The organism is Micromonospora sp. AMSO31t (genome assembly GCF_008868175.1).
Lineage (GTDB): Bacteria > Actinomycetota > Actinomycetes > Mycobacteriales > Micromonosporaceae > Micromonospora.
Map to the genome: position 1 here is coordinate 25377 of NZ_WBKT01000021.1, position 22747 is coordinate 48123.

Consider the following 22747-nt stretch of genomic DNA (forward strand, 5'->3'; position numbering starts at 1 on the left):
CGTCCCAGACAAGGAGCCACTCCGCGTGACCGTCCAGCCCATCCGTCTGTTCGGCGATCCGGTGCTGCGCACGCCGGCCGACCCGGTCGTCGACTTCGACGTCGAGCTGCGCAAGCTCGTCGCCGACCTGACCGACACGATGCGCGAGCAGAGCGGCGCCGGCCTGGCCGCGCCGCAGCTCGGGGTGGGCCTGCGGGTGTTCACCTTCGACGTCGACGACGTCCTGGGGCACCTGGTCAACCCGGTGCTGGAGTTTCCCGACGAGGAGGAGCAGGACGGCCCGGAGGGCTGCCTGTCCATCCCGGGGCTCTACTTCGACACGAAGCGCCGGCAGAACGTCATCGCCAAGGGCTTCAACGGCTACGGCGACCCGCTGCAGATCGTCGGCACCGGCCTGATGGCCCGCTGCGTGCAGCACGAGACCGACCACCTCGACGGGGTGCTCTTCGTCGACCGGCTCGACCCGGCCGGTCGCAAGGAGGCCATGAAGGCGATCCGCCAGGCCGAGTGGTACGACGAGGCCGCCCCGCCGACCGTCAAGCTCAGCCCGCACGCCGCCGCGAACCCGTTCGGCCTGGGGCGGTGACCCGGATGCGCCTGGTCTTCGCCGGCACGCCGGCCGTCGCGGTCCCCGCGCTGGACGCGGTCGCCGCCTCCGGCCACGACCTGCTCGCCGTGGTCACCCGCCCCGACGCGCCCGCCGGCCGGGGAAGGGGTCTGGTCCGGTCCCCGGTCGGCGCCTGGGCCGACGCGCACGGCGTCGAGGTGCTCACCCCGGCCCGGCCGCGCGAGCCCGAGTTCCTGGACCGGCTCCGCGAGCTGGCTCCGGACTGCGTGCCCGTGGTCGCCTACGGCGCGCTGGTGCCGCCGGCGGCGCTGGAGATCCCGCGGCTCGGCTGGATCAACCTGCACTTCTCGCTGCTGCCCGCCTGGCGCGGCGCGGCGCCCGTGCAGCACGCCGTGCTGCACGGCGACGAGCTGACCGGGGCCAGCGTCTTCCAGCTGGAGGAAGGGCTGGACACCGGCCCGGTCTACGGCACCGTCACCGACGAGGTGCGGCCCGCCGACACCTCCGGCGACCTGCTGGAGCGGCTCGCCCACTCCGGCGCCGGGCTGCTGGTCGCGGTGCTCGACGCGCTGGCGGCCGGCACCGCCCGGGCCGAGCCGCAGCCGGCCGACGGGGTCTCCCTGGCGCCGAAGCTGACCGTCGAGGACGCCCGCGTCCGCTGGGCCGACCCCGCCTTCGCGGTGGACCGCCGGATCCGCGCCTGCACCCCGGCCCCCGGCCCGTGGACCACGTTCCGGGGCGACCGGGTCAAGCTCGGCCCGGTCAGCGCGGTGGCCAACGGCCCGGAGCTGAAGCCGGGCGAGCTGCTGGTGGAGAAGTCGCGGGTGCTGGCCGGCACGGGCACCGTCCCGGTGCAGCTCGGCGAGGTGCGCGCGGCCGGCAAGAAGGCCATGTCGGCCGGCGACTGGGCGCGCGGCGCCCGGGTCGCCGCCGGCGAGGTGCTCGCGTGACCGGGCCGTCCGGGCCTCGGGGCGAGCGCTCGCGCGAGGGGCGCTTCGGCGCCGACCGGCGGGGTGGCCCCCGGCGGCCGGTCCGGCCGGCCGTCGACGTGCCCCGGCACGTCGCGTTCCAGGCGATCGCGGCGGTGCACCGGGACGACGCGTACGCCAACCTCGTGCTGCCGGCCATGCTGCGCGACGAGGGTCTGTTTGGCCGGGACGCCGCCTTCGCCACCGAGCTGACCTACGGCACGCTACGGCACACCGGCACCCTGGACGCGATCATCACGGACGCGGCCGGCCGGGACGTGCAGCGGATCGACCCGCCGGTGCGCGACGCGCTGCGGCTCGGGACGTACCAACTGCTGCACACCCGGGTGCCGGCGCACGCGGCCGTGTCGTCCACCGTGGACCTCGTCCGGACCGTGGGCCCCGGGGCCACCGGCTTCGCCAACGCGGTGCTCCGCGAGGTGGCGAGCCGCGACGTCGACGGCTGGGTGGCGAAGCTCGCCCCGTCCGAGGAGACGGACCCGATCGGCCACCTCGCGCTGGCGTACAGCCACCCGCAGTGGATCGTGCGGGCCTTCGCCGAGGCGCTCGGCGGTGACCTGCGCGAGACGGCCCGGCTGCTCATGGAGGACAACGAGCGCCCGCCGGTGCACCTGTGCGCCCGGCCCGGGCTGGCCGACCCGGTGGCGCTGGCCGACGAGGTCGGCGGGGCGCCCGGCGCCTTCTCGCCCTACGCGGTCTACCTTTCCGGCGGCGCGCCGGGTGAGCTGGCGGCGGTGGCCGAGGGGCGCGCGCACGTCCAGGACGAGGGCTCCCAGCTGGTGGCGAACGCCCTCGCGGTGGCGCCGCTGGACGGCCCGGACGGCCGCTGGCTCGACCTGTGCGCCGGCCCGGGCGGCAAGGCCGGCCTGCTCGGCGCCCTGGCCGCGGAGCGCGGCGCCCGGCTCACCGCGGTCGAGGTCGCCGAGCACCGGGCCCGGCTGGTCGAGCAGGCCACCCGGGGCCTGCCGGTCGCCGTGCTGCACACCGACGGGCGCACGGTCGGGGCCGATCCGAAGCTGCCGGAGGGGCACTTCGACCGGGTGCTGGTCGACGCCCCATGCACCGGCCTCGGCTCGCTGCGCCGGCGGCCGGAGTCCCGCTGGCGCCGCCAGCCGTCGGACCTGCCGCCGCTGACCCGGTTGCAGCGGGAGTTGCTCACCGCCGCGCTGCGCGCCGTCCGGCCGGGCGGCCTGGTCGCCTACGTGACCTGCTCGCCGCACGTCGTGGAGACGCACGTGACGGTGACCGAGGCGTCCCGCCGGTGCGGCTTCCCGGTCGACTTCGTCGACGCCCGCCCGCTGCTGCCCGCCGGCATGCCGGGGCTGGGGGACGGCCCCACGGTCCAGTTGTGGCCGCACCGGCACGGCACGGACGCCATGTTCCTGGCGGTGCTGCGCAGGGGCTGAGCGCGGGCCCGCCGACGGGCCGAATGTCCAGAGGTGGACCACAAAAGCGGGACCGGCGACGCCGGTCCCGCTTTGTGTCATGTGACATCTCCGTTGACTCTTACATCGATGCATGTAACTGTCCGAGCGCCGGTCCGCCGACGCCGAGGCTCCCACCGGGGCCCACGGGTCGCGCCCACCCCGCCAGCACGTCCCGCCGACCCCCACGAGGAGTCCCCATGAGACGCAGAACGCCGACCGCGGGCCTCGCGCTCGCCCTCTTCGCCGCCGTGACGGCGACCCTGGCCGCCCCCGCCCCGGCGAGCGCCGCCCCCGCGCTCGCCGCCACCGCGCCGGACATCTCGGTCACCAACGTCCAGGCCCACCTCACCCAGCTCAACAGCATCGCGAGCAGCAACGGCGGCAACCGGCGGGCCGGCTCGGCCGGCTACACCGCCTCCGTCAGCTACGTGAAGGCCAAGCTCCAGGCCGCCGGCTACACGGTCTCCGAGCAGGTCTGCACGACCTGCACCTACCGGTCGAACAACCTCGTCGCCGAGTGGCCGCAGGGCCCGGCCGACCAGGTCGTCATGTTCGGCGCGCACCTGGACAGCGTCTCCGCCGGCCCGGGCATCAACGACAACGGCTCCGGCTCGGCCACCCTGCTGGAGAACGCGCTGGTCCTGGCCGGTCAGAACCCGAGCATGACCAAGCGGGTGCGGTTCGCCTGGTGGACCGACGAGGAGCAGGGCCTCAACGGCTCGGAGTTCTACGTCAACTCGCTCAGCGCCACCCAGAAGGGCTACATCAAGGGCTACTACAACTTCGACATGGTGAGCTCGACCAACGGCGGCTACTTCATCAACCGGCTCACCTCCACCACGGCCGCGCCGCTGAAGGCGTACTGGGACTCGCTGAACCTCCAGCCCGAGGAGAACGTCGAGGGCCAGGGCCGCTCCGACGACTACTCCTTCCAGCAGGCCGGCATCCCCACCTCCGGCTACGCGGCCGGCGCCAGCGCGCGCAAGACCAGCGCCCAGGTGAGCAAGTGGGGCGGCACCGCCAACTCGGCGTACGACCCCTGCTACCACCGCTCCTGCGACACCACCGCCAACATCGGCGCGACGGTGCTCAACCGCAGCGCCGACGGTGTGGCGTACGCGATCTGGCAGCTCGCGGTCGGCGGCGGCACCCCGACCAACGACTTCTCCGTCGCGGTGAGCCCCACCTCCGGCAGCGTCGCCCGGGGCGGCTCCACCACCGCGACGGTCAGCACCGCCACCACCAGCGGCAGCGCCCAGACGGTGAGCCTGTCGGCCACCGGCGCCCCGAGCGGGGTGACGGTGAGCTTCAGCCCGTCCTCGGTCACCTCCGGCGGCTCGGCCACCATGACGGTCAGCGCCTCCGCATCGGCGACCACCGGCACCTTCACCATCACGGTCAACGCCACCGGCTCGGTCACCCGCACCACCGCCTACAGCCTCACGGTGACCGGCGCCGGCGGCTGCGCCGGCGGCCAGCTCATCGGCAACAGCAGCTTCGAGTCGGGCAGCACGCCGTGGACGGCCACCTCCGGCGTCATCACGAACTCGACGAGCCAGGCGGCCCGGACGGGCTCCTACAAGGCGTGGCTCGACGGCTACGGCAGCACCCACACCGACACGCTGTCGCAGTCGGTGAGCATCCCGGCCGGGTGCGCCAGCTACACGCTGTCGTTCTGGCTGCACATCGACACGGCGGAGACCACGACGAGCACCGCCTACGACAAGCTGACCGTGCAGGTCGGCACGACCACGCTGGCGACCTACTCGAACCTCAACAAGGCGAGCGGCTACACCCAGCGCAGCTTCAACCTGGCGGCGTACGCCGGGCAGACCGTCACGCTGAAGTGGACCGGGGTGGAGGACGCCTCGCTCCAGACCAGCTTCGTCGTCGAGGACGTGACACTCCAGGTCGGCTGAGTGACCCGGGCGGGGTGGACCTGCGGGTCCGCCCCGCTCCCGCTCAGGTGACCGGCAGGGCCCGGCTGCCGCCGCCCTTGAGCGAGCGGGTCAGCGTCCGGTCCGAGACCCAGAGGAAGCACTGCACGCCGCGGTCGCCGTCCTGCCACTCCTCCTCGTAGGGGTGGTAGATGATCGTGCCGGCCCGGTAGACCATGTCGCTGTTGTCGGGCACCTTGACGTATTTCGCGATCAGCCCGCGGCAGCCCTTGTGCGCCCGGAGCGTGGTGCGCTGGAACTCGGCGTAGCTGAGGTCGGGGAACCGGTAGACCCCGACGAACTCGGCGTGGTGCTTGGCGGTGCAGGCGACCGGCCGCATCTCCTCCACCTCGTCCTTGCTGAGCTTCGGGTTGAAGCAACCCAGCGCCAGGGGCGAGCCCGCCTTCAGGGCGTTGCGCAGGCTGCCGCGTCGCGCCACGACGCTGCCGTCGTCCAGGCTGGCCACCTCGGCGGCGTCGCAGCGGAACCAGCGGGCCCCGCCGGTCCAGGCCGGGGCCGACGGGAAGACCACCGACAGCCGCAGCCGACCCGAGCGCCACTCGGCGCCGACGGCCTTGTTGACCTGCTTCGCGCATTCGGCGTGCGCGGTCCGGGCGCCGGTCGACCCGGCCCGCGGGGGAGTGCCGCGCCCGGCGTCCGGGCCGGTCAGGGTGCCCACGTACAGCGTCTCGGCGCGGTGCGCCGCGGCGCAGTCCACCGGGTTCCAGCCGCTGAGGTAGCCGACGTCCTGGACCGTGGGGTGGCAGGCGCCGGACTGGGGCAGGAAGGCCACCGGGGCGCCGAACGCAGGCCAGTCGTCGGCCAGGTCGCGGTCGACCCCGGCCGGCGCGCCGCAGCCGCCGAGCGCCAACACCGCCGTGACACCCACGGCGACCACCGCCCACCATCGCCGCATCCCGACCGACCTCCCCGTCGTCCGTGGTCGCCCGACCGGCGCGGAGCACCGGGTACGCCTCGGCGGTGCAGCATACGACACCGGGGCTCAGCTGACCGGCAGTCCCTCCGGGCCGGCCCCGCGCACCGACCGGGTCAGCTTCCGGTCGTCGCTCCACAGGAAACAGCGCACCCCCCGGTCGCCCTCCTCCCACTCCCGCTGCGACGGCGGGTAGAAGATCGAACCGGCCCGGTACGGCAGGTCGGCGTTGTTCGGCACCGCGGCGAAGGCGGCGATCAGCGCCATGCAGCGGCGGTGCACCTCGGGGGCGGCCCGGGTGAAGTCCGCCCAGCTCATGTCCCGTTCCTCGAACACGCCGACGAACTCGGCGCGGTGCGGCTCGGTGCAGAGCACCGGGGCCATGTAGTTCAGGTTGTCGCCGATCAGCTTCGGGTCGAAACAGCGGTGTACCAGCGGGCTGTCGCCCACCATGGCGCCGCGCAGGCTGCCCACCCGGTTGATGGGCCGGGTGTTGTCGATGCTGTCGGTCTCGGCGAGGTCGCAGCGGAACCAGCGGGCGCCGCTCACCCAGGCGGTGACCGGGGGCAGCGCGATGTTCAAGGTGAGCCGGGCGGAGTGCCAGTCCCCGCCGATCACCTCCCGGGCCCGCTGGTCGCACTCGGCGCGGGCGGTGCGCAGCCCGGGCGAGCCCGGCTCCGGACGCGCGCCCTCCGCCGCCGGCCCGGTGAAGGTGCCCACGTGCACCGTCTCGGCCAGATGGCTGCCCGCACAGTCGACCGTCTCGTAGGTGGCGGCCTGCACCACGGCGGTGAGCCGGGCCAGGCAGGCGTCCGTGGCGGGGACGAACAGGCGCGGCGCCGGCAGCGCGGCCCAGTCGTCGGTGAGGTCCCCGTCGGCCCGGTGCGGTGGGACGCAGCCGGTCAGGGCCACCGTCGCCGTGCCGGCCAGCGCCAGCGCCAGGAGCCACCGTCGCATCGTCCGCCCTTCCCGGGAGATGACAGCCGGTCGCCGCGGCGCGTGCGGCGTTCCCCGCGACCGGGCGTGCAGCATACGTGACAGTCCCTGTAGGAGTTTCGTCCTGTTTCGATCGTTCGGCCAGCCGCCGATGACTTTTCGTGTCGACTTTCCGCGCCGGACCGGCCGATTCTGCACGGCGGGTCACGTCGGGGTCACAGCGGGCTCCCGGCGGTGCCGCGCTGCGGACGCCGGGTGACCGCCTTCGTACACTGGCCCCGTGACCGTACCGCCGCTGATCGTCGCGCCCAGCATCCTGGCCGCCGACTTCGCCCGCCTCGCCGACGAGGTCCGCGCCGTCGAGCACGCCGCGGACTGGTTGCACGTGGATGTCATGGACAACCACTTCGTGCCGAACCTGACCATCGGGCTGCCGGTGGTGCAGAGCCTGCGGGCGGCCACCCAGCTTCCGTTCGACGTGCACCTCATGATCGAGGACCCGCGGCGCTGGGCGCCCGGGTACGCCGACGCCGGGGCGTACAACGTGACGTTCCACGCCGAGGCGTGCGACGACCCGGTGGCGCTGGCCAAGGACCTGCGCTCGGCCGGCGCGAAGGCGGGGCTGGCGATCGACCGGGACACCCCGATCGAGCCGTACCTGGACCTGCTGCCGAGCTTCGACACGCTGCTGATCATGACGATCAAGGCCGGCTTCGGCGGCCAGCGGTTCATCCCCCAACTGCTCGACAAGGTGCGCGCCGCCCGAAGGCACGTCGCGAGCGGCCACCTGGAGCTGCGCATCGAGGTGGACGGCGGGATCGCCGCGGACACCATCGAACAGGCCGCCGCGGCGGGCGCCGACGCCTTCGTCGCGGGCACCGCGGTCTACGGGGCCGACGACCCGGCCGAGGCGGTCCGCCGGCTGCGCGGCCTGGCGGAACGCGCAGCGACCGGGGTCTGACCATGGACCCGGCCGGCGACCGACCCGACGTGATCCTGGTCGTCGACGACGACGAGGACATCGCCCGCTTCGTCGAGTTCAACCTGCGGTTGCACGGCTTCGAGGTGCTGCACGCCGGCGACGGCCAGGAGGCCCTGGAGGTCATCGAGCGGCACCGGCCGGACCTGGCCGTGGTGGACCTCATGATGCCGCGGATCGACGGGCTGGAGCTGACCCGCCGGCTGCGCGCCGACCCGATGACCTCGGCCCTGCCGGTGATCATGCTGACCGCCAAGGGGATGACCTCCGACAAGGTCAACGGCCTCAGCGCGGGCGCCGACGACTACCTGGTCAAGCCCTTCGACACCGCCGAGCTGGTCGCCCGGGTCAGCTCCACGCTGCGCCGCAACAAGGAGTTCCGGGAGGTCTCCCCGCTGACCGGGCTGCCCGGCAACAGCCGGATCCGGCGGGAGATCAGCGACCGGGTGCGCAGCGGCGTCGACTACGCCGTCGGCTACATCGACATCGACCGGTTCAAGAGCGTCAACGACCGCTACGGCTTCGTCCGCGGCGACGAGTTCATCTCGGCGCTCGCCCGCAGCCTGCACCGGGCGGTGGTCTCGATCGGCCTGCCGCCGGCCTTCCTCGGCCACGTCGGCGGCGACGACTTCGTCATCGTGTGCACCCCGTCCCAGGTGCGGCCGCTGACCAGCCGGGCCGTGGTCGACTTCGAGAAGGCGGCCGACGCCCTCTACGACCCGACCGACCGGGAGCGCGGCTTCGTCGAGCTGAAGGACCGGCGGGGCAACATCCGCCGGGCCGCCCTGGTCACCCTCTCCATCGGCGTCTCCCTCTCCGACGCCGGCAAACGCTTCACCGACCCCCTCGAGGCGATCGCCGTGGCCTCCGAGATGAAAACGGTCGCCAAGAGCCAACCCGGGTCGTACGTCGCGGTCGACCGCCGGCGGGGCGTGACGTGACGATCCGACCCGTGCTGTGAAGTAGCTCGCCTCTGTGGCGCGACCCGCCTCGCGACGTGTAAGACTTCCGGTGTAACCCACCACGCGCTGGCGGGGCTCGGTGAAATTCCGAACCGGCGGTGATCCACGGTCCGACCGTGGTAAGCCCGCGACCCGGACGGCTTCGGCCGGACGGTGGACCTGGTGAGAATCCGGGGCCGACGGTTGGGGTGCGGCTCGTCCGCCCCCAGAAAGTCCGGATGGGAGACAGCGCGCGGGACGGGGAGAGCCCTGCCGGGCGCTGAGCACCCTCAGCCGCCGCGTGGGCTCCCCGGGGTCGGCTGTGCCGTCCCCGGATCTCCGCCGCCGCGTGTCCGCGGCACCCGTGCCGTTCTGTCCCCGACCCGCCCGCGCGCGACCGGCGAGCGAGAGGGCAGGGCTGGCGATGGCGAGCGTCTCCGTGGACGAGGCGATGCGTCGTGCCATCGCGCTGGCCGCCCGCGGCCTCGGCGCCACCAGCCCCAACCCCGTGGTCGGCTGCGTCCTGCTCGACGCCGACGGCGAGGTCGTCGGCGAGGGCTTCCACGCCTACGCGGGCGGTCCGCACGCCGAGATCGTCGCGCTGGCCCAGGCCGGCCGGCGCGCCCGCGGCGGCACCGCCGTCGTCACCCTGGAACCCTGCGACCACACCGGCCGCACCGGCCCCTGCAGCCACGCCCTCATCACGGCCGGCGTCGCCCGCGTGGTGGTCGCCGTCCCGGACCCCAACCCGGTCGCCTCCGGCGGCGCGGCCACCCTGCGCGCCGCCGGCGTCCAGGTCGACCTGGGGGTACGCGGCGACGAGGCCGAGGCCGGCAACATCGCCTGGCTCACCTCGATGCGCCGCGGCTGGCCGTACCTCATCTGGAAGTACGCGGCCACCCTCGACGGGCGCTCCGCCGCGGCCGACGGCACCAGCATGTGGATCACCTCCGAGGCGGCCCGCATCGACGTGCACGCCCTGCGCGGCACCGTCGACGCGGTCATCGCCGGGGTGGGCACCGTGCTCGCCGACGACCCCCGGCTCACCGCCCGCAACCTGCGCGACGGCACCCTGGCCATCCGGCAGCCGCTGCGGGTGGTGGTGGACAGCTCGGGGCGTACCCCCGCCGAGGCCCGGGTCCGCGACGGCGCCGCCCGGACGTGGGTGGCCACCGCCGCGGAGGTCGGCGCCGGCCCGGACGGCCGGGTCGACCTCGCGGCGCTGCTCGCGGAGCTGCACCACCGCGGCGTGCGGGCCGCGCTGCTGGAGGGCGGCCCCACCCTGGCCGGCGCGTTCCTCGCCGCCGGCCTGGTCGACAAGGTCGTCGGGTACGTCGCGCCGAAGCTGCTCGGCGCCGGCCCGACCGCGCTGCTGGACGCCGGCGTGACCACCATCGCCGACGCCATCGACCTGGAACTCACCGACGTTACGCAGGTCGGCCCCGACCTGCGGATCACCGCGCTGCCCCGGAAGAGGGAGGCCTGACATGTTCACCGGCATCGTCGAGGAACTGGGCGAGATCGTCCGGACCACGGAGACCGGGGGTGACTCGGCACTGGTCGCGGTCCGCGGCCCGCTGGTCACCTCGGACGCCCGGCACGGCGACTCCATCGCGGTCAACGGGGTCTGTCTCACCGTGGTCGACGTCGACGGCGGGATCTTCACCGCCGACGTGATGGGGGAGACGCTGCGCCGCACCGCGCTCGGCGCGCTGCGCCCCGGCGACCCGGTCAACCTGGAGCGGGCCGCCGCGCTGAACAGCCGCCTCGGCGGCCACCTGGTGCAGGGGCACGTCGACGGGGTCGGCGAGGTGCTGTCCCGGGAGCCGGCCGCGCAGTGGGAGACGGTCCGCTTCCGGCTGCCCGCCGGGCTGTCCCGCTACGTGGTGGAGAAGGGCTCGATCACCGTCGACGGCATCTCGCTGACCGTCGCGGAGGTCGGCGACGACTGGTTCTCCGTCGGGCTGATCCCCACCACCCTGAAGCTCACCACCCTCGGCGCCAAGGGCGTCGGCCACCCGGTCAACCTCGAGGTGGACGTGCTGGCCAAGTACGTCGAGCGGCTGCTCGGCGACCGCGCGGCCGGAGGTGTCCGGTGACCGGCCCGCTCGGTTGGCTGCTCGACGCCCAGGTGCACGTGGCCGGCTCGCCGGTGCTGGTCCGGGAGATCGTCGGCAACGTCTTCGGCCTCGCCTCCGCGCTGCTCGGGCTGCGCCGGGTGGTCTGGGCCTGGCCCGTCGGCATGATCGGCAACGCGCTGCTGTTCACCGTCTTCCTCGGCGGGGTGTTCGCCACCCCGCAGGCGCACGACCTCTACGGCCAGGCCGGCCGGCAGGTCTTCTTCTTCGCGGTCAGCGTCTACGGCTGGTGGCGTTGGTCGCGCAACCGCCGCTCCGGCGGCGGCGAGCACCCGGCGGTCACCCCGCGCTGGGCCACCTGGCGGGAGCGGCTCGGCCTGCTCGCCGCCGCGGCGGTCGGCACCGCGGCCGCGTACCCGGTGCTGGCCGCGCTCGGCTCCTGGGGGCCCCTGCCGGACGCCTGGATCCTGGTCGGCAGCCTGCTGGCCACCTACGGCATGGCCCGCGGCTGGGTGGAGTTCTGGCTGATCTGGATCGCCGTCGACGCGGTCGGCGTGCCGCTGCTGCTCCAAGGCGGCTTCTACCCGTCGGCCGCCATGTACCTGGTCTACGGCGTGTTCTGCCTCGCCGGCCTGTACGCCTGGTGGCGCACCTCCCGCGCGACCCCGCCCGCACGCACCCCGATCCCGCCGACGTACTCGGAGGCCGTGGCATGAGCAGCACCTTCGGCAGCATCGAGCAGGCGGTGGCGGACATCGCCGCCGGCCGGCCCGTCGTGGTGGTCGACGACGAGGACCGGGAGAACGAGGGCGACCTGATCTTCGCGGCCGAACTGGCCACGCCGGAGCTGGTCGCGTTCATGGTCCGCTACACCTCCGGCTACATCTGCGTGCCGCTCACCGAGAGCGAGTGCGACCGGCTGGACCTGCCGCCCATGCACCACACCAACCAGGACCGGCGGGGCACCGCGTACACGGTGACCGTGGACGCGCGGGAGGGGGTCAGCACCGGCATCTCCGCGGCCGACCGCTCGCACACCATCCGGCTGCTCGCCGCCGCGTCGACCGGCCCGACCGACCTGGCCCGCCCCGGGCACGTGGTGCCGTTGCGCGCCCGCCAGGGCGGGGTGCTGCGCCGCCCCGGGCACACCGAGGCGGCCGTGGACCTGACCCGGCTGGCCGGGCTGCGCCCCGCCGGGGTGCTCTGCGAGCTGGTCAACGACGACGGCACCATGATGCGCCTGCCCGACCTGGAGAAGTTCTGCGCCGAGCACGGGCTGACCCTGGTCACCATCGCCGACCTGATCGCCTACCGGCGGCGCACCGAGAAGCAGGTCGAGCAGGTCGCCGAGGCGCGGATGCCCACCCCGTACGGGGTGTTCCGGGCGCTCGGCTACCGGGCCGAGCACGACACCGCCGAGCACGTGGCGCTCGTCATGGGCGACCTGGGTGACGGACGGGAGGTGCTCGTGCGGGTGCACTCCGAGTGCCTCACCGGGGACGTGTTCGGGTCGCTGCGCTGCGACTGCGGCCCGCAGTTGCAGGCCGCGCTGGCCCGGGTGGCCCAGGAGGGGCGCGGCGTGGTGCTCTACGTCCGCGGGCACGAGGGGCGGGGCATCGGCCTGCTGCACAAGCTCCAGGCGTACCAGCTCCAGGACCAGGGCCGGGACACCGTGGACGCCAACCTCGACCTGGGGCTGCCGGCCGACGCGCGGGACTACGGGACCGGCGCGCAGATCCTCTACGACCTCGGCGTCCGCTCCATGCGGCTGCTGACCAACAACCCGGCCAAGCGGGCCGGCCTGGAGGGCTACGGCCTCACGGTGAGCGGCCGGGAGGGGCTGCCCGTGCGGTCCAACCCGGAGAACGTGCGATACCTGCGGACCAAGCGGGACCGGATGGGCCACCTCCTGGAGGGGCTGGACGAGGTGACCGAGGCGCCGATGGGCCGCCCGGTCGCCGGCGACGAGATCGGAGCGTAGACATGGCGGGATTCGGCGAACCGGGTGTGACCGCGGTGGACGCCGGCGGGCTGACCGTCGGCATCGTGGCCGCACGCTGGCACGGCGACCTCACCGACCACATGGTCGACCGGGCGGTGGCCGCCGCCGAGGCGTCCGGCGCGCGGTCCGTGGTGGCCCGGGTGGCGGGCTCGGTCGAGCTGCCCGTGGTGGCCCAGGCGATGGCGCGCCGGTACGACGTGGTGGTCGCCCTCGGCGTGGTGGTGCGCGGCTCCACCGCGCACTTCGACTACGTCTGCCAGTCGGTCACCGAGGGACTGACCCGGGTGGCGCTGGACGAGGGCAAGCCGGTGGCCCACGGGGTGCTCACCGTGGAGACCATCGAGCAGGCCCGGGACCGGGCCGGGCTGCCCGGCTCGGCGGAGGACAAGGGCTGGGCGGCCACGGTGGCGGCGCTGGACGCCGCACTGGCCATCCGTGGCCTGGACGCCGCGAGCGGCCACCGGGTCGGCTTCGCCTGATCCGGCCGCCCGCCGCTCGGCCTGGCGCTGTCGGCCCGGCCACGGGTCCTCACCGCCTTTCGAGCTGATGTCACCAACGACTCGCCGCCACCCCGCCGGAGAGCCTTGACACCTCGCACCGCCCGGGCGTCGGGGTGCCGGCGCCGCCCGTGCCGAGTCGTTACCGACGTCAGGTCGAAAGGCACACAGGGGCTACCGCCCGGCTTCGGAAGCCCGCCGCCGCTGCCCCTCGCCTTCGCTCAACCGGTGGTCGTGTCGGCGGAGGGCGCGGCGGCCGACGGCGCGGCGCCCGGTCGACCACCCAGCCGGGCCCGGGGCGAGGACCATCGGCGCGGTCAGCGCCAGGAAGGTGGCGCCGGCCAGCCCGTCGGAGCCGGTCAGTTCCTTGACCCAGATCGCGAGGGCCAGCAGCGGGATCGACTCGGCGATCATGCTGACCGTCAGTGCGAGCGAGACGTCCACCATGTGGTCGGCGTCCCGCCGCGCCGGACCCGGGGGGAGGCGTCACCCGGTACGGCTGGAAGAATCGCCTACCGTGAAGACGTTCGAGGAGTTGTTCGCCGAGCTGCAGGCCAAGGCCGCTGCCGGCGCCCCGGGCTCGGGCACGGTCGCCGCCCTGGAGAAGGGCGTGCACTTCATCGGCAAGAAGGTCGTCGAGGAGGCGGCCGAGTCGTGGATGGCCGCCGAGCACGAGGGTCCGGAGCGGGCCGCGGAGGAGATCTCCCAGCTGCTCTACCAGGCTCAGGTGCTCATGCTGGCCACCGGTCTCGAGCTGAAGGACGTCTACCGACATCTGTGAGTGCCCGTCCGCTGATCACCTCGTCGATCGAAGGAGCACTCCCATGCTGCGTGTCGCCGTACCCAACAAGGGCGCCCTGGCCGAGTCGGCCGCCGGGATGCTGCGCGAGGCGGGCTACCGCCAGCGCACCGACCCGAAGGACCTGGTCTGCCGGGACGAGCCCAACGACATCGAATTCTTCTACCTGCGTCCCAAGGACATCGCCACCTACGTCGGCTCTGGCGACCTGGACGTCGGCATCACCGGCCGGGACCTGCTGGTCGACTCCGGCGCGCCGGCCGAGGAGGTCGTCGACCTCAACTTCGGCCGGGCCACCTTCCGGTTCGCCGCCCGCCCCGACGACGTGGACTCGGTCCAGCAGCTCGGCGGGCACCGGATCGCCACCGCGTACCCGGGGCTGGTCGAGCGGCACCTGGCCGAGCTGGGTGTCAAGGCGGAGGTGATCCGGCTGGACGGCGCGGTGGAGAACGCCATCCGGCTGGGCGTGGCTGACGTGGTCGCCGACGTGGTGGAGACCGGGGCCACGCTGCGCCAGGCCGGTCTCGTGGTCTTCGGCGAGCCGCTCCTGCGTTCCTCGGCGGTGGTGGTCCGCCGGGCCGGCGCCGCCGGCAGCGCCCAGCAGGAGCAGCTGCTGCGCCGGCTGCACGGCGTGCTGGTCGCCCGCCGTTACGTGATGCTCGCCTACGACGTGCCGGCCGGCCTGCTGGACCGGGCCAGCTCGCTCACCCCGGGCATCGAGTCGCCGACCGTCTCCCCGCTGCACCGGGAGGGCTGGGTGGCCGTGCAGGCCATGGTGCTCCGCGACGACGTGCACCGGATCATGGACGAGCTCTACGAGCTGGGCGCCCGGGCCATCCTGGTCACCAACATCCACGCCTGCCGGCTGTGAGGCCGCTGCCGGTCCCGGCCGCCCTGGCCGTGGTGGTCCTGGGCGGGGTGGCCTCGGCCGCGCAGGGCGTGGTCAACGCCGAGCTGGGGGAGCGGGCCGGCGATCCCCTCGTCGGCGCCATGGTCAACAACCTCGGCGGTTGCCTGATCGTGCTGCTGGGGCTGGTCGCCGTCCCGTCCATGCGCGCCGGGCTGGCCGGCCTGCGCCACTCCGGCCTGCCCTGGTGGGCCTACCTGGGCGGGCTGGGCGGCGCCGCCATCGTGGTGATCGGCCCGTTCGTGGTGCCGGCGCTCGGGGTGGCGGTCTTCACGATCGCCCAGGTGGCCGGCGGCAGCCTCGGCGGGCTGGCCGTCGACCGGGTCGGCCTGGCCGCGACGGGCCGGCTGGCGCTCACCCTGCCCCGGGTCGTCGGCGCGCTGCTCGGGATCGCCGCGGTGACCATGGCGCAGCTCGGCCGGCCGGTCGGCGACCTGGCGGTCGGTCTGGTGCTGCTCTCGGTGGCCGGCGGCCTGGCGGTGGCGCTGCAGTCCGCGCTCAACGGCCGGGTCGCCGCGGCGATCGGTCCGGCGGCCGGGCTGGCGGTGAACTTCGCGGTCAGCACCTCGGTGATCGCCGGGGTGGCGGCGCTGGCCGGGGCCCTGGCCACCCGCCCGAACTGGCCGACCGAGTGGTGGCTCTACGTCGGCGGCCTGTTCGGGGTCGGCATCGTGCTCGCCCTGCTGGTCGGCGTCCGCGCCGCCGGGGTGCTGCGCACCGGCCTGGCGTTGGTGGCCGGGCAGCTCGGCGGGGCCCTGGTGCTGGACGTGGCGGTGCCCGGCGGCGCCGGGGTGCGGCTGCCGGTGCTGGCCGGGGCGGTGCTCACCGGAGCGGCCGTGGTCGTGGCCGGCGTGCGCCGGCGCCGCCCGGTCCGTGTGGCGGCGGAACGTGAGCCCGAGCCGGATGGCAGACTGGTTTCGTGAGCGATTCAGTGGTGACCGTGCGGCCGCGGCGGGTCCGGGTGGTCTGCTGGGCGTCGGCCGTCACGCTGCTGGTGGTGTTCAGCCTGGTGGCCACCTCCCTGACCGGCGCGACGGGCGACGGCTACGGCAGCTTCCAGCGGGGCGACCAGCTCGCCATGGTGGGGCTGGGCGTCTTCGGAGCCCTGGGCTTCCTGGTCTTCACCCGCCCCCGGGTGGTGGCCGACGCTCGGAGTGTCCGGGTCCGCAACGTGATCGGCTCGTACGAGCTGCCCTGGGAGGTGATCCGCGGGGTCCGGTTCGACCGGGGCGCCCCGTGGGCCAGCCTGGAGCTGCACGACGACGACCTGCTGCCGATGGTCGCCCTCCAGGCCGCCGACAAGGAGCGCGCCGTCGAGGCGGTCCGCGCCCTGCGCCGCCTGCACCAGGCCCACCTGGCCGCCCTCGTCGGCGACCCGGCCGCCCCGCGCTGACCGCCGCGCCCCGGTTTGGGGCGGGCTGGTCCGAGGGTGTAGTGTTGCGGAGTCGACCAGACCGCCCTGTGGGCGGTCCTGAAGCGGAGCGCCTGCTCCCACCCGAGTCGCCCCCGTAGGTGGCCGGGTCCCGGTCTCCCGGTTCCGGGCACGCCCCGGTTCCGGATGCGCGATCCTGTGATCGTGCCGACCGGTCGAGCAGGCCCTGGCATGCGCCGGGGCCTTCTGCTTTCCGGGTCGGCTCCCGACCGGGAGCCCGCGGAGTCGGCACCACGGAAGACTCGACTCGAGGAGGCCCCATCAGCGTCGAACCACGCGTGAACGAGCAGATCCGGGCACGTGAGGTCCGACTGGTCGGCCCTGAGGGTGAGCAGGTGGGCATCGTCCCGCTGGAGCGCGCCCTGCAGCTGGCCGCGGACGTCGACCTGGACCTGGTCGAGGTTGCGCCGATGGCGCGCCCGCCGGTGTGCAAGCTCATGGACTTCGGCAAGTTCAAGTACGAGAGCGCACTGAAGGCGCGCGAAGCGCGGCGTAACCAGCAGCAGACCGTCATCAAGGAGATGAAGCTCCGGCCGAAGATCGACCCGCACGACTACGAGACCAAGAAGGGTCACGTGGTGCGGTTCCTCAAGGCGGGCGACAAGGTCAAGGTGACGATCATGTTCCGCGGTCGCGAGCAGAGCCGCCCGGAGCTGGGTTACCGGCTCCTGCGCCGGCTCGAGTCCGAGATCACGGACCTGGGATACGTCGAGGCCGCGCCGAAGCAGGACGGCCGAAACATGATCATGGTTCTCGCTCCGCACCGGGCCGTGAAGGCCTCCGCGGTCGCCGCCACGGCGTCCCGCGGTGGGCCCCGGGACCGGGCCGCGGAGGAGTCGGCCGCCCCGGCAGGTGGCGAGACCCCGGAGGCCGGCGAGACCGCAGCAGCCGGCGAGACCGGCCCGACCGCTGACACCAGCGGCCAGTAACAGGGAGAAGACGTTCCACATGCCGAAGATGAAGAGCCACACGGGTACGGGCAAGCGGGTCAAGGTCACAGGCACGGGCAAGATCGTCGCCCAGCAGGCCGGCCTCCGCCACAAGCTGGAGAAGAAGCCCTCCACCCAGACCCGCCGGCTGACCGGCACGGTCGAGCTGGCCAAGGCCGACACCAAGCGCATCAAGAAGCTGCTCGGCCGCTGACGCGCGCCACCTGAACCGAAGAAGGAGTTGAGATGGCACGCGTCAAGCGGGCTGTGAACGCCCAGAAGAAGCGTCGTACCCTGCTGGAGACCGCGAGCGGCTACCGCGGTCAGCGCTCCCGGCTCTACCGCAAGGCCAAGGAGCAGGTGCTGCACTCGATGCAGTACTCCTACCGGGACCGTCGCGACCGCAAGGGCGACTTCCGGCAGCTCTGGATCCAGCGGATCAACGCCGGCGCCCGGGCCAACGGCCTGACCTACAACCGGCTCATCCAGGGCCTGCGCCTGGCCGGCATCGAGGTCGACCGCAAGATCCTGGCCGACCTGGCCGTCAACGACGCCGCGGCGTTCGCCGCGATCGTCGAGCTGGCCCGCGCCGCCGTGGCGGCCGAGGGCACCGGTGGCGCCGCGGCCCAGGCCGCCTGATCCACCCGCACCAGCAGATCGAGGCGTCTCCCATGCCGTCAGCACCGCACGGGAGGCGCCTCGACGCTGTTCCCGGCCCGTTCACCCCGCGTACCCCGCGGGTGGTCGCCGCCCGCCGCCTCCAGCGCCGGCGGGACCGCGAGACCACCGGCCGGTTCCTGGCCGAGGGGCCGCAGGCCGTCCGCGAGGCGCTCGCCCGCGCCGGCACCGTGGTCGAGCTGTTCGGCACCCCGGCCGCCCTGGACCGGCACGCCGACCTCGCCGCGCTCGCGGCCCGCGCCGACGTGCCCGTCTCCGAGGTCACCGACGAGGCGCTCGCCGCGCTCGCCGAGACCGTCGCCCCGCAGGGCCTGGTCGCCGTCTGCCGGCACCTCGACGTACCCCTGGACGACGCCCTGGCGCGCGGACCGCGCCTGGTCGCGGTGCTCGCGGAGATCCGTGACCCCGGCAACGCCGGGACCGTGCTGCGCACCGCCGACGCGGCCGGCGCGGGCGCGGTGATCTTCGCCGGCGACGCCGTCGACCCCTACAACGGCAAGTGCGTGCGGGCCTCCGCCGGCAGCCTCTTCCACGTCGACGTGGTCCGCGCCACCGACCCGGTCGCGGTGGTCGGGGCGCTGCGGTCCGCCGGGCTCACCGTCCTGGCCACCACGGGGTACGGCGACAGCGACCTCGACGACCTCGCCGACGCGGGCCGGCTGGCCGCCCCGACGGCCTGGCTCTTCGGCTCCGAGGCGCACGGGCTGCCCGAGGAGCTGACCGCCGCGGCCGACGCCCGGGTCCGGGTGCCGCTGCACGGGCGCGCGGAGAGCCTGAACCTGGCTGCGGCCGCGGCCGTCTGCCTGTACGCTTCAGCCAGAGCACTGCGCCGACCCGCGGGTCCGCGCGGCCACACAGCAGGGGAGTCAGCCGGATGATGAACGCGCCTCGGCGTTCGTTTAGCCAGCCCGCCGGTGTCGGCGGGCGGCGGGCCTGACCCTTCCTCCTGCGCGATCTCCCACCGGCGGGCTGCGGCGAAGCCGCGCGTCCGTAGACTCGCCTAGCCGCCCGTGAGGGCCGGCGCCGCCGTGAGGGAGTGCCCGTACGCCATGAGCTACCGCAACGATCCGTACGACCCGAAGCAGGTCGCCCTGCTCGACCCGGACGCCCTGGCCGCGGCCGTGGCCGACGCCGAGAAGGCGTTCGCCGCCGCCGCCGACCCGGACGCGCTGACCGCGCTGCGCCCCGCGCACCTGGGGGACCGGTCCCCGGTGTCCCTCGCGCGCCGGGAGATCGGCGCGCTGCCGCCGGCCGCGAAGTCCGACGCCGGCAAGCGGGTCAACGAGGCCCGCCGTGCCATCGAGACCGCGTACGCGGCCCGGCAGGAGATCCTGGAGCGCGAGCAGGCCGAGCGGGTGCTGGTCGAGGAGCGGGTCGACGTGACCCTGCCCTACGACCGCCGGCCGCGCGGCGCCCGCCACCCGCTGAGCACCCTCATGGAGCAGATCAGCGACCTGTTCGTGGGGATGGGCTACGAGGTGGCCGAGGGCCCCGAGGTCGAGCTGGAGTGGACCAACTTCGACGCGCTCAACATTCCCGCCGACCACCCGGCGCGCGGCCTCATGGACACCTTCCACATCGCACCGCCCGCCGGCGCGGACAGCTCGGGCCTGGTGCTGCGCACCCACACCTCGCCGGTGCAGGCGCGCACCATGCTGACCCGCAAGCCGCCGATCTACGTGGTGGTGCCCGGCCGGGTCTACCGCACCGACGAGTTGGACGCCACCCACGCCCCGGTCTTCCACCAGGTCGAGGGCCTCGTGGTCGACAAGGGCATCACGATGGCGCACCTGCGCGGCACGCTGGACCACTTCGCCCGCGCCATGTTCGGTGCGGGCGCGAAGACCCGGTTCCGGCCGCACTACTTCCCGTTCACCGAGCCGTCGGCCGAGTTCGACGTCTGGTTCCCGGAGCACCGGGACGGTCCGCAGTGGGTCGAGTGGGGCGGCTGCGGCATGGTGAACCCGCGGGTGCTGCGCGCCTGCGGCATCGACCCGGAGGTCTACTCCGGATTCGCCTTCGGCATGGGCATCGACCGGACCGTGATGTTCCGGCACGGGGTCAGCGACATGCGGGACATGGCCGAGGGCGACGTGCGGTTCACCCGCGCGTTCGGGGTCTGACGGTGCGGGCACGAGTTACGGAGACGGTGGTTTAACAGTCATGCGAGTTTCTGTCAGTTGGCTGCGGGAGCACGTCGACCTCCCGGCCGACCTGCCCGCCGGCGACCTCGAGCAGGCGCTGGTCGACCTCGGCATCGAGGTCGACTCCGTGGTGGACCTGCGGGAGACCGTCACCGGCCCCCTGGTGGTCGGTGAGGTGCTGGAGATCGAGGAGCTGACCGGCTTCAAGAAGCCGATCCGGTTCTGCCGCGTGGACGTCGGCGCCGCCAACGGCACCGGCGAGCCGCAGGAGATCGTCTGCGGGGCGCGCAACTTCGCCCAGGGCGACCGCGTCGTGGTGATCCTCCCCGGTGGCGTGCTGCCCGGCGACTTCCACATCGGCGCCCGCAAGACCTACGGGCGCAACTCGAACGGCATGATCTGCTCCGCCAAGGAGCTGGGCCTGGGCGACGACCACTCGGGCATCATCGTGCTGCCCGAGGACACCCAGGCCAAGCCCGGCGACGACGCGCGCCCGGTCGTCGGCCTCGACGACGTCCTGGTCGAGCTGGAGATCACCCCGGACCGCGGGTACGCGCTCAGCGTCCGGGGCATCGCCCGCGAGCTGTCGCACGCCCTCGGGGTGCCGTTCCGGGACCCGGCCGACATCCCCGCCCCGGGCGGGACGGCCGAGCCCGCGTACCCGGTCGACGTGCGCGACACCGTCGGCTGCGACCGGTTCGCCGCGCGGATGGTCCGCGGCGTCGACCCGACCGCCCAGACCCCGGGCTGGATGGCCCGTCGGCTCAGCGTGGCCGGGGTCCGCAGCATCTCGCTGCCGGTCGACATCACCAACTACCTGATGCTCGAACTCGGCCAGCCGATGCACGCGTTCGACGCCGACCGGGTCAGCGGCCCGCTGGTGGTCCGCCGGGCCGAGCCGGGGGAGAAGCTGACCACGCTGGACGGTGTCACCCGCACGCTGGTCGCCGAGGACATGGTGATCTGCGACGACACCGGGCCGATCTCGCTGGCCGCCGTGATGGGGGGCGAGACCAGCGAGGTCGTCGCCTCCACCACCGACGTGCTCTTCGAGGCGGCGCACTGGGACCCGGCCATGGTCGGGCGCACCGCGCGGCGGCACAAGCTGTTCAGCGAGGCGGCCAAGCGCTGGGAGCGGGGCGTCGACCCCGCGCTGCCGCTGGTCGCGCTGGAGAAGGCGGTCCGGCTGCTCACCGAGCACGCCGGCGGCACCGTCGGCCCCGAGATCCTCGACCTCGACCACGTCCGGCCGCGTACCCCGGTGGCCCTGCCGGTGGACCTGCCGTCGCGGCGGGTCGGCGTGGCGTACCGGCCGGAGCGGGTCGTGGAGCTGCTGGAGCAGGTGGGCTGCGCGGTCACCCGGGGCGCCGACCGGCTCGGCGACGACCCGGGCGAGACCGGCGTGGCCGCCGTGGCCGGCGGCGACGTGCTGAGCGTGACCCCGCCGACCTGGCGGCCCGACCTCACCGACCCGGCCGACCTGGTCGAGGAGGTGGTCCGCCTCGACGGCTACGACCGGGTGCCCTCGGTGCTGCCCACCGCGCCCCCCGGCCGCGGCCTCACCGCGTCGCAGCAGCGCCGCCGGGCCGTCGCCCGGTCGCTCGCCGAGCGCGGGCACGTCGAGGTCCTGGCGCACCCGTTCGTCGCCGCCGACCTGGCCGACCACCTCGGCCTGCCGGCCGACGACCCGCGCCGCCCCGCCGTGCGGGTGGCCAACCCGCTGTCCGAGGAGGAGCCCCTGCTGCGCACCACGCTGCTCGGCCCGCTGCTCGGCATCCTGAAGCGCAACGTGGGCCGGGGCCAGCGGGACGTGGCGATCTACGAGATCGGCGTGGTGTTCCACCCGCGTCCCGGCGCCGGCGCCCCGCCGGCCATGGGCGTGGACCGGCGCCCCACCGACGAGGAGTTCGCCCGCGCCGACGCCGTGGTGCCGGACCAGCCGCGGCACGTCGCCGTGGTGCTCACCGGGGAGATGGAGCCGACCGGCTGGTGGGGCGCGGGCCGCGCGGCCGGCTGGGCGGACGCCGTCGAGGCCGGCCGGACGGTGCTCGCCGCCGCCGGCATCCCGGCCGACCGGGTCACCGTCCGCGCCGCCGAGCGCGCGCCCTGGCACCCCGGCCGCTGCGCCGAGCTGCTGGTCGACGGCACGGTGGTCGGGTACGCCGGTGAGCTGCACCCCACCGTGGTGGCCACGCTGGAGCTGCCCCGGCGGACCAGCGCCATGGAGCTGAACCTGGACGCGCTGCCCGAAGCGCCGGTGGTGTCCGGTCCGGCCGTGTCGACCTTCCCGCCGGCCCTCATCGACGTGGCGCTCGTGGTGGACGAGTCGGTGCCGGCCGCCGAGGTCGAGCGGGCCCTCGCCGAGGGGGCCGGCCCGCTGCTGGAGGACGTCCGGCTCTTCGACGTCTACGCGTCCGAGCAGCTCGGCGCGGGCCGCCGGTCGCTGGCGTACAAGCTGACGTTCCGGGCACCGGACCGGACGCTCGCGGGCGAGGAGGCGGTGGCCGCCCGCGACGCGGCGGTGGCCGAGGCCGCCCGCCGGTTCGGCGCCACCCTGCGTGGCGCCTGAC

At 74.4% G+C, this 22747-nt stretch carries 23 protein-coding genes, 1 pseudogene and 1 riboswitch; of the genes and pseudogenes, 21 read left to right on the forward strand and 3 right to left on the reverse strand.

Annotation, left to right across the window (positions count from 1 at the left end; genetic code table 11):
* Positions 1–25: 25 nt before the first annotated feature.
* The 4 genes from def (at position 26) to F8274_RS07745 (ending at position 4903) form a co-directional block, all read left to right on the forward strand.
* A complete protein-coding gene (gene def / locus F8274_RS07730; protein ID WP_151461596.1) occupies positions 26–586 on the forward strand; it encodes a peptide deformylase in 561 nt (186 codons plus the stop codon).
* Positions 587–591: 5 nt separating this feature from the next.
* Complete coding sequence (fmt, locus tag F8274_RS07735; RefSeq protein WP_151461620.1) at positions 592–1518, forward strand: methionyl-tRNA formyltransferase; 927 nt, start codon at positions 592–594, stop codon at positions 1516–1518.
* On the forward strand, positions 1473–2963 hold the full coding sequence (locus tag F8274_RS07740; protein ID WP_151461621.1) for an RsmB/NOP family class I SAM-dependent RNA methyltransferase: 1491 nt from the start codon (positions 1473–1475) through the stop codon (positions 2961–2963). Before fmt ends, F8274_RS07740 begins: the two co-directional genes overlap by 46 nt.
* Positions 2964–3181: 218 nt before the next feature.
* A complete protein-coding gene (locus F8274_RS07745; RefSeq protein ID WP_151461597.1) occupies positions 3182–4903 on the forward strand; it encodes a M28 family peptidase in 1722 nt (573 codons plus the stop codon).
* A 43-nt stretch (positions 4904–4946) separates the two neighbouring features.
* Here the strand turns inward: F8274_RS07745 and F8274_RS07750 are convergent, their stop codons facing one another.
* Together F8274_RS07750 and F8274_RS07755 are read right to left on the reverse strand one after the other, a co-directional pair.
* A complete protein-coding gene (locus F8274_RS07750) occupies positions 4947–5837 on the reverse strand; it encodes a septum formation family protein (RefSeq protein ID WP_151461598.1) in 891 nt (296 codons plus the stop codon).
* A gap of 87 nt (positions 5838–5924) precedes the next feature.
* On the reverse strand, positions 5925–6812 hold the full coding sequence (locus F8274_RS07755) for a septum formation family protein (protein WP_151461599.1): 888 nt from the start codon (positions 6810–6812) through the stop codon (positions 5925–5927).
* A gap of 259 nt (positions 6813–7071) precedes the next feature.
* On the opposite strand from F8274_RS07755, the gene rpe reads away from it, so the two are divergent.
* The 7 genes from rpe to ribH all read left to right on the forward strand — a co-directional run bounded on the left by rpe (position 7072) and on the right by ribH (position 13270).
* Positions 7072–7752 carry a ribulose-phosphate 3-epimerase gene (rpe, locus tag F8274_RS07760; RefSeq protein ID WP_151461600.1) on the forward strand — a complete coding sequence of 227 codons (681 nt, stop codon included), beginning with the start codon at positions 7072–7074 and terminating at the stop codon, positions 7750–7752.
* A gap of 2 nt (positions 7753–7754) precedes the next feature.
* Positions 7755–8711 carry a response regulator gene (locus F8274_RS07765; protein ID WP_151461601.1) on the forward strand — a complete coding sequence of 319 codons (957 nt, stop codon included), beginning with the start codon at positions 7755–7757 and terminating at the stop codon, positions 8709–8711.
* An 82-nt stretch (positions 8712–8793) separates the two neighbouring features.
* Positions 8794–8966, forward strand: a riboswitch (FMN riboswitch).
* Between the two features lie 169 nt (positions 8967–9135).
* Complete coding sequence (ribD, locus tag F8274_RS07770) at positions 9136–10197, forward strand: bifunctional diaminohydroxyphosphoribosylaminopyrimidine deaminase/5-amino-6-(5-phosphoribosylamino)uracil reductase RibD (protein WP_151461602.1); 1062 nt, start codon at positions 9136–9138, stop codon at positions 10195–10197.
* A gap of 1 nt (position 10198) precedes the next feature.
* On the forward strand, positions 10199–10810 hold the full coding sequence (locus F8274_RS07775) for a riboflavin synthase (protein ID WP_151461603.1): 612 nt from the start codon (positions 10199–10201) through the stop codon (positions 10808–10810).
* Positions 10807–11505 (forward strand): nicotinamide riboside transporter PnuC, encoded by a 699-nt coding sequence (gene pnuC / locus F8274_RS07780; RefSeq protein WP_151461604.1) that lies wholly within the window; start codon positions 10807–10809, stop codon positions 11503–11505. The genes F8274_RS07775 and pnuC overlap by 4 nt, the downstream gene beginning before the upstream one ends.
* Positions 11502–12770: a bifunctional 3,4-dihydroxy-2-butanone-4-phosphate synthase/GTP cyclohydrolase II gene (locus F8274_RS07785; protein ID WP_151461605.1), complete on the forward strand. Its 1269-nt coding sequence runs from the start codon at positions 11502–11504 to the stop codon at positions 12768–12770. The genes pnuC and F8274_RS07785 overlap by 4 nt, the downstream gene beginning before the upstream one ends.
* Positions 12771–12772: 2 nt before the next feature.
* A complete protein-coding gene (gene ribH, locus F8274_RS07790) occupies positions 12773–13270 on the forward strand; it encodes a 6,7-dimethyl-8-ribityllumazine synthase (protein ID WP_151461606.1) in 498 nt (165 codons plus the stop codon).
* Between the two features lie 277 nt (positions 13271–13547).
* Here ribH and F8274_RS07795 read toward each other — a convergent pair.
* Positions 13548–13735 (reverse strand): annotated as a pseudogene (locus F8274_RS07795) (MFS transporter); the annotation flags it as partial.
* Positions 13736–13805: 70 nt separating this feature from the next.
* Here F8274_RS07795 and F8274_RS07800 point away from each other — a divergent pair.
* The 10 genes from F8274_RS07800 (at position 13806) to pheT (ending at position 22746) form a co-directional block, all read left to right on the forward strand.
* Positions 13806–14069, forward strand: coding sequence for a phosphoribosyl-ATP diphosphatase (locus F8274_RS07800; RefSeq protein ID WP_091263821.1), 264 nt, complete (start codon positions 13806–13808; stop codon positions 14067–14069).
* A 43-nt stretch (positions 14070–14112) separates the two neighbouring features.
* Positions 14113–14958, forward strand: a complete 846-nt coding sequence (gene hisG, locus F8274_RS07805) for an ATP phosphoribosyltransferase (RefSeq protein ID WP_151461607.1) — start codon at positions 14113–14115, stop codon at positions 14956–14958.
* Positions 14955–15917, forward strand: a complete 963-nt coding sequence (locus tag F8274_RS07810; RefSeq protein WP_151461608.1) for a DMT family transporter — start codon at positions 14955–14957, stop codon at positions 15915–15917. The genes hisG and F8274_RS07810 overlap by 4 nt, the downstream gene beginning before the upstream one ends.
* A complete protein-coding gene (locus tag F8274_RS07815; RefSeq protein ID WP_225853653.1) occupies positions 15914–16387 on the forward strand; it encodes a PH domain-containing protein in 474 nt (157 codons plus the stop codon). Before F8274_RS07810 ends, F8274_RS07815 begins: the two co-directional genes overlap by 4 nt.
* Positions 16388–16704: 317 nt before the next feature.
* Positions 16705–17355 carry a translation initiation factor IF-3 gene (gene infC / locus F8274_RS07820; protein WP_151461609.1) on the forward strand — a complete coding sequence of 217 codons (651 nt, stop codon included), beginning with the start codon at positions 16705–16707 and terminating at the stop codon, positions 17353–17355.
* Positions 17356–17374: 19 nt separating this feature from the next.
* Entirely contained in the window at positions 17375–17569 is a 195-nt protein-coding gene (gene rpmI / locus F8274_RS07825) for a 50S ribosomal protein L35 (RefSeq protein WP_151461610.1), read from the forward strand.
* Positions 17570–17601: 32 nt separating this feature from the next.
* Positions 17602–17994 (forward strand): 50S ribosomal protein L20, encoded by a 393-nt coding sequence (gene rplT, locus F8274_RS07830; RefSeq protein ID WP_091263835.1) that lies wholly within the window; start codon positions 17602–17604, stop codon positions 17992–17994.
* Positions 17995–18026: 32 nt separating this feature from the next.
* Complete coding sequence (locus F8274_RS07835) at positions 18027–18911, forward strand: RNA methyltransferase (protein WP_151461611.1); 885 nt, start codon at positions 18027–18029, stop codon at positions 18909–18911.
* Between the two features lie 171 nt (positions 18912–19082).
* Positions 19083–20156, forward strand: a complete 1074-nt coding sequence (gene pheS / locus F8274_RS07840) for a phenylalanine--tRNA ligase subunit alpha (RefSeq protein ID WP_151461612.1) — start codon at positions 19083–19085, stop codon at positions 20154–20156.
* Between the two features lie 40 nt (positions 20157–20196).
* Positions 20197–22746, forward strand: coding sequence for a phenylalanine--tRNA ligase subunit beta (gene pheT, locus F8274_RS07845; RefSeq protein ID WP_151461613.1), 2550 nt, complete (start codon positions 20197–20199; stop codon positions 22744–22746).
* Position 22747 lies beyond the last annotated feature (1 nt).

Coding starts and splice junctions, on each gene's coding strand:
- ribD (WP_151461602.1), top strand. CDS start 9,136: ATGGCGAGCGTCTCCGTGGACGAGGCGATGCGTCGTGCCATCGCGCTG.
- F8274_RS07835 (WP_151461611.1), top strand. CDS start 18,027: ATGCCGTCAGCACCGCACGGGAGGCGCCTCGACGCTGTTCCCGGCCCG.
- hisG (WP_151461607.1), top strand. CDS start 14,113: ATGCTGCGTGTCGCCGTACCCAACAAGGGCGCCCTGGCCGAGTCGGCC.
- F8274_RS07785 (WP_151461605.1), top strand. CDS start 11,502: ATGAGCAGCACCTTCGGCAGCATCGAGCAGGCGGTGGCGGACATCGCC.
- F8274_RS07750 (WP_151461598.1), bottom strand. CDS start 5,837: ATGCGGCGATGGTGGGCGGTGGTCGCCGTGGGTGTCACGGCGGTGTTG.
- F8274_RS07755 (WP_151461599.1), bottom strand. CDS start 6,812: ATGCGACGGTGGCTCCTGGCGCTGGCGCTGGCCGGCACGGCGACGGTG.
- rpmI (WP_151461610.1), top strand. CDS start 17,375: ATGCCGAAGATGAAGAGCCACACGGGTACGGGCAAGCGGGTCAAGGTC.
- F8274_RS07745 (WP_151461597.1), top strand. CDS start 3,182: ATGAGACGCAGAACGCCGACCGCGGGCCTCGCGCTCGCCCTCTTCGCC.
- pheT (WP_151461613.1), top strand. CDS start 20,197: ATGCGAGTTTCTGTCAGTTGGCTGCGGGAGCACGTCGACCTCCCGGCC.
- F8274_RS07765 (WP_151461601.1), top strand. CDS start 7,755: ATGGACCCGGCCGGCGACCGACCCGACGTGATCCTGGTCGTCGACGAC.
- ribH (WP_151461606.1), top strand. CDS start 12,773: ATGGCGGGATTCGGCGAACCGGGTGTGACCGCGGTGGACGCCGGCGGG.
- rplT (WP_091263835.1), top strand. CDS start 17,602: ATGGCACGCGTCAAGCGGGCTGTGAACGCCCAGAAGAAGCGTCGTACC.
- fmt (WP_151461620.1), top strand. CDS start 592: ATGCGCCTGGTCTTCGCCGGCACGCCGGCCGTCGCGGTCCCCGCGCTG.
- F8274_RS07775 (WP_151461603.1), top strand. CDS start 10,199: ATGTTCACCGGCATCGTCGAGGAACTGGGCGAGATCGTCCGGACCACG.
- pheS (WP_151461612.1), top strand. CDS start 19,083: ATGAGCTACCGCAACGATCCGTACGACCCGAAGCAGGTCGCCCTGCTC.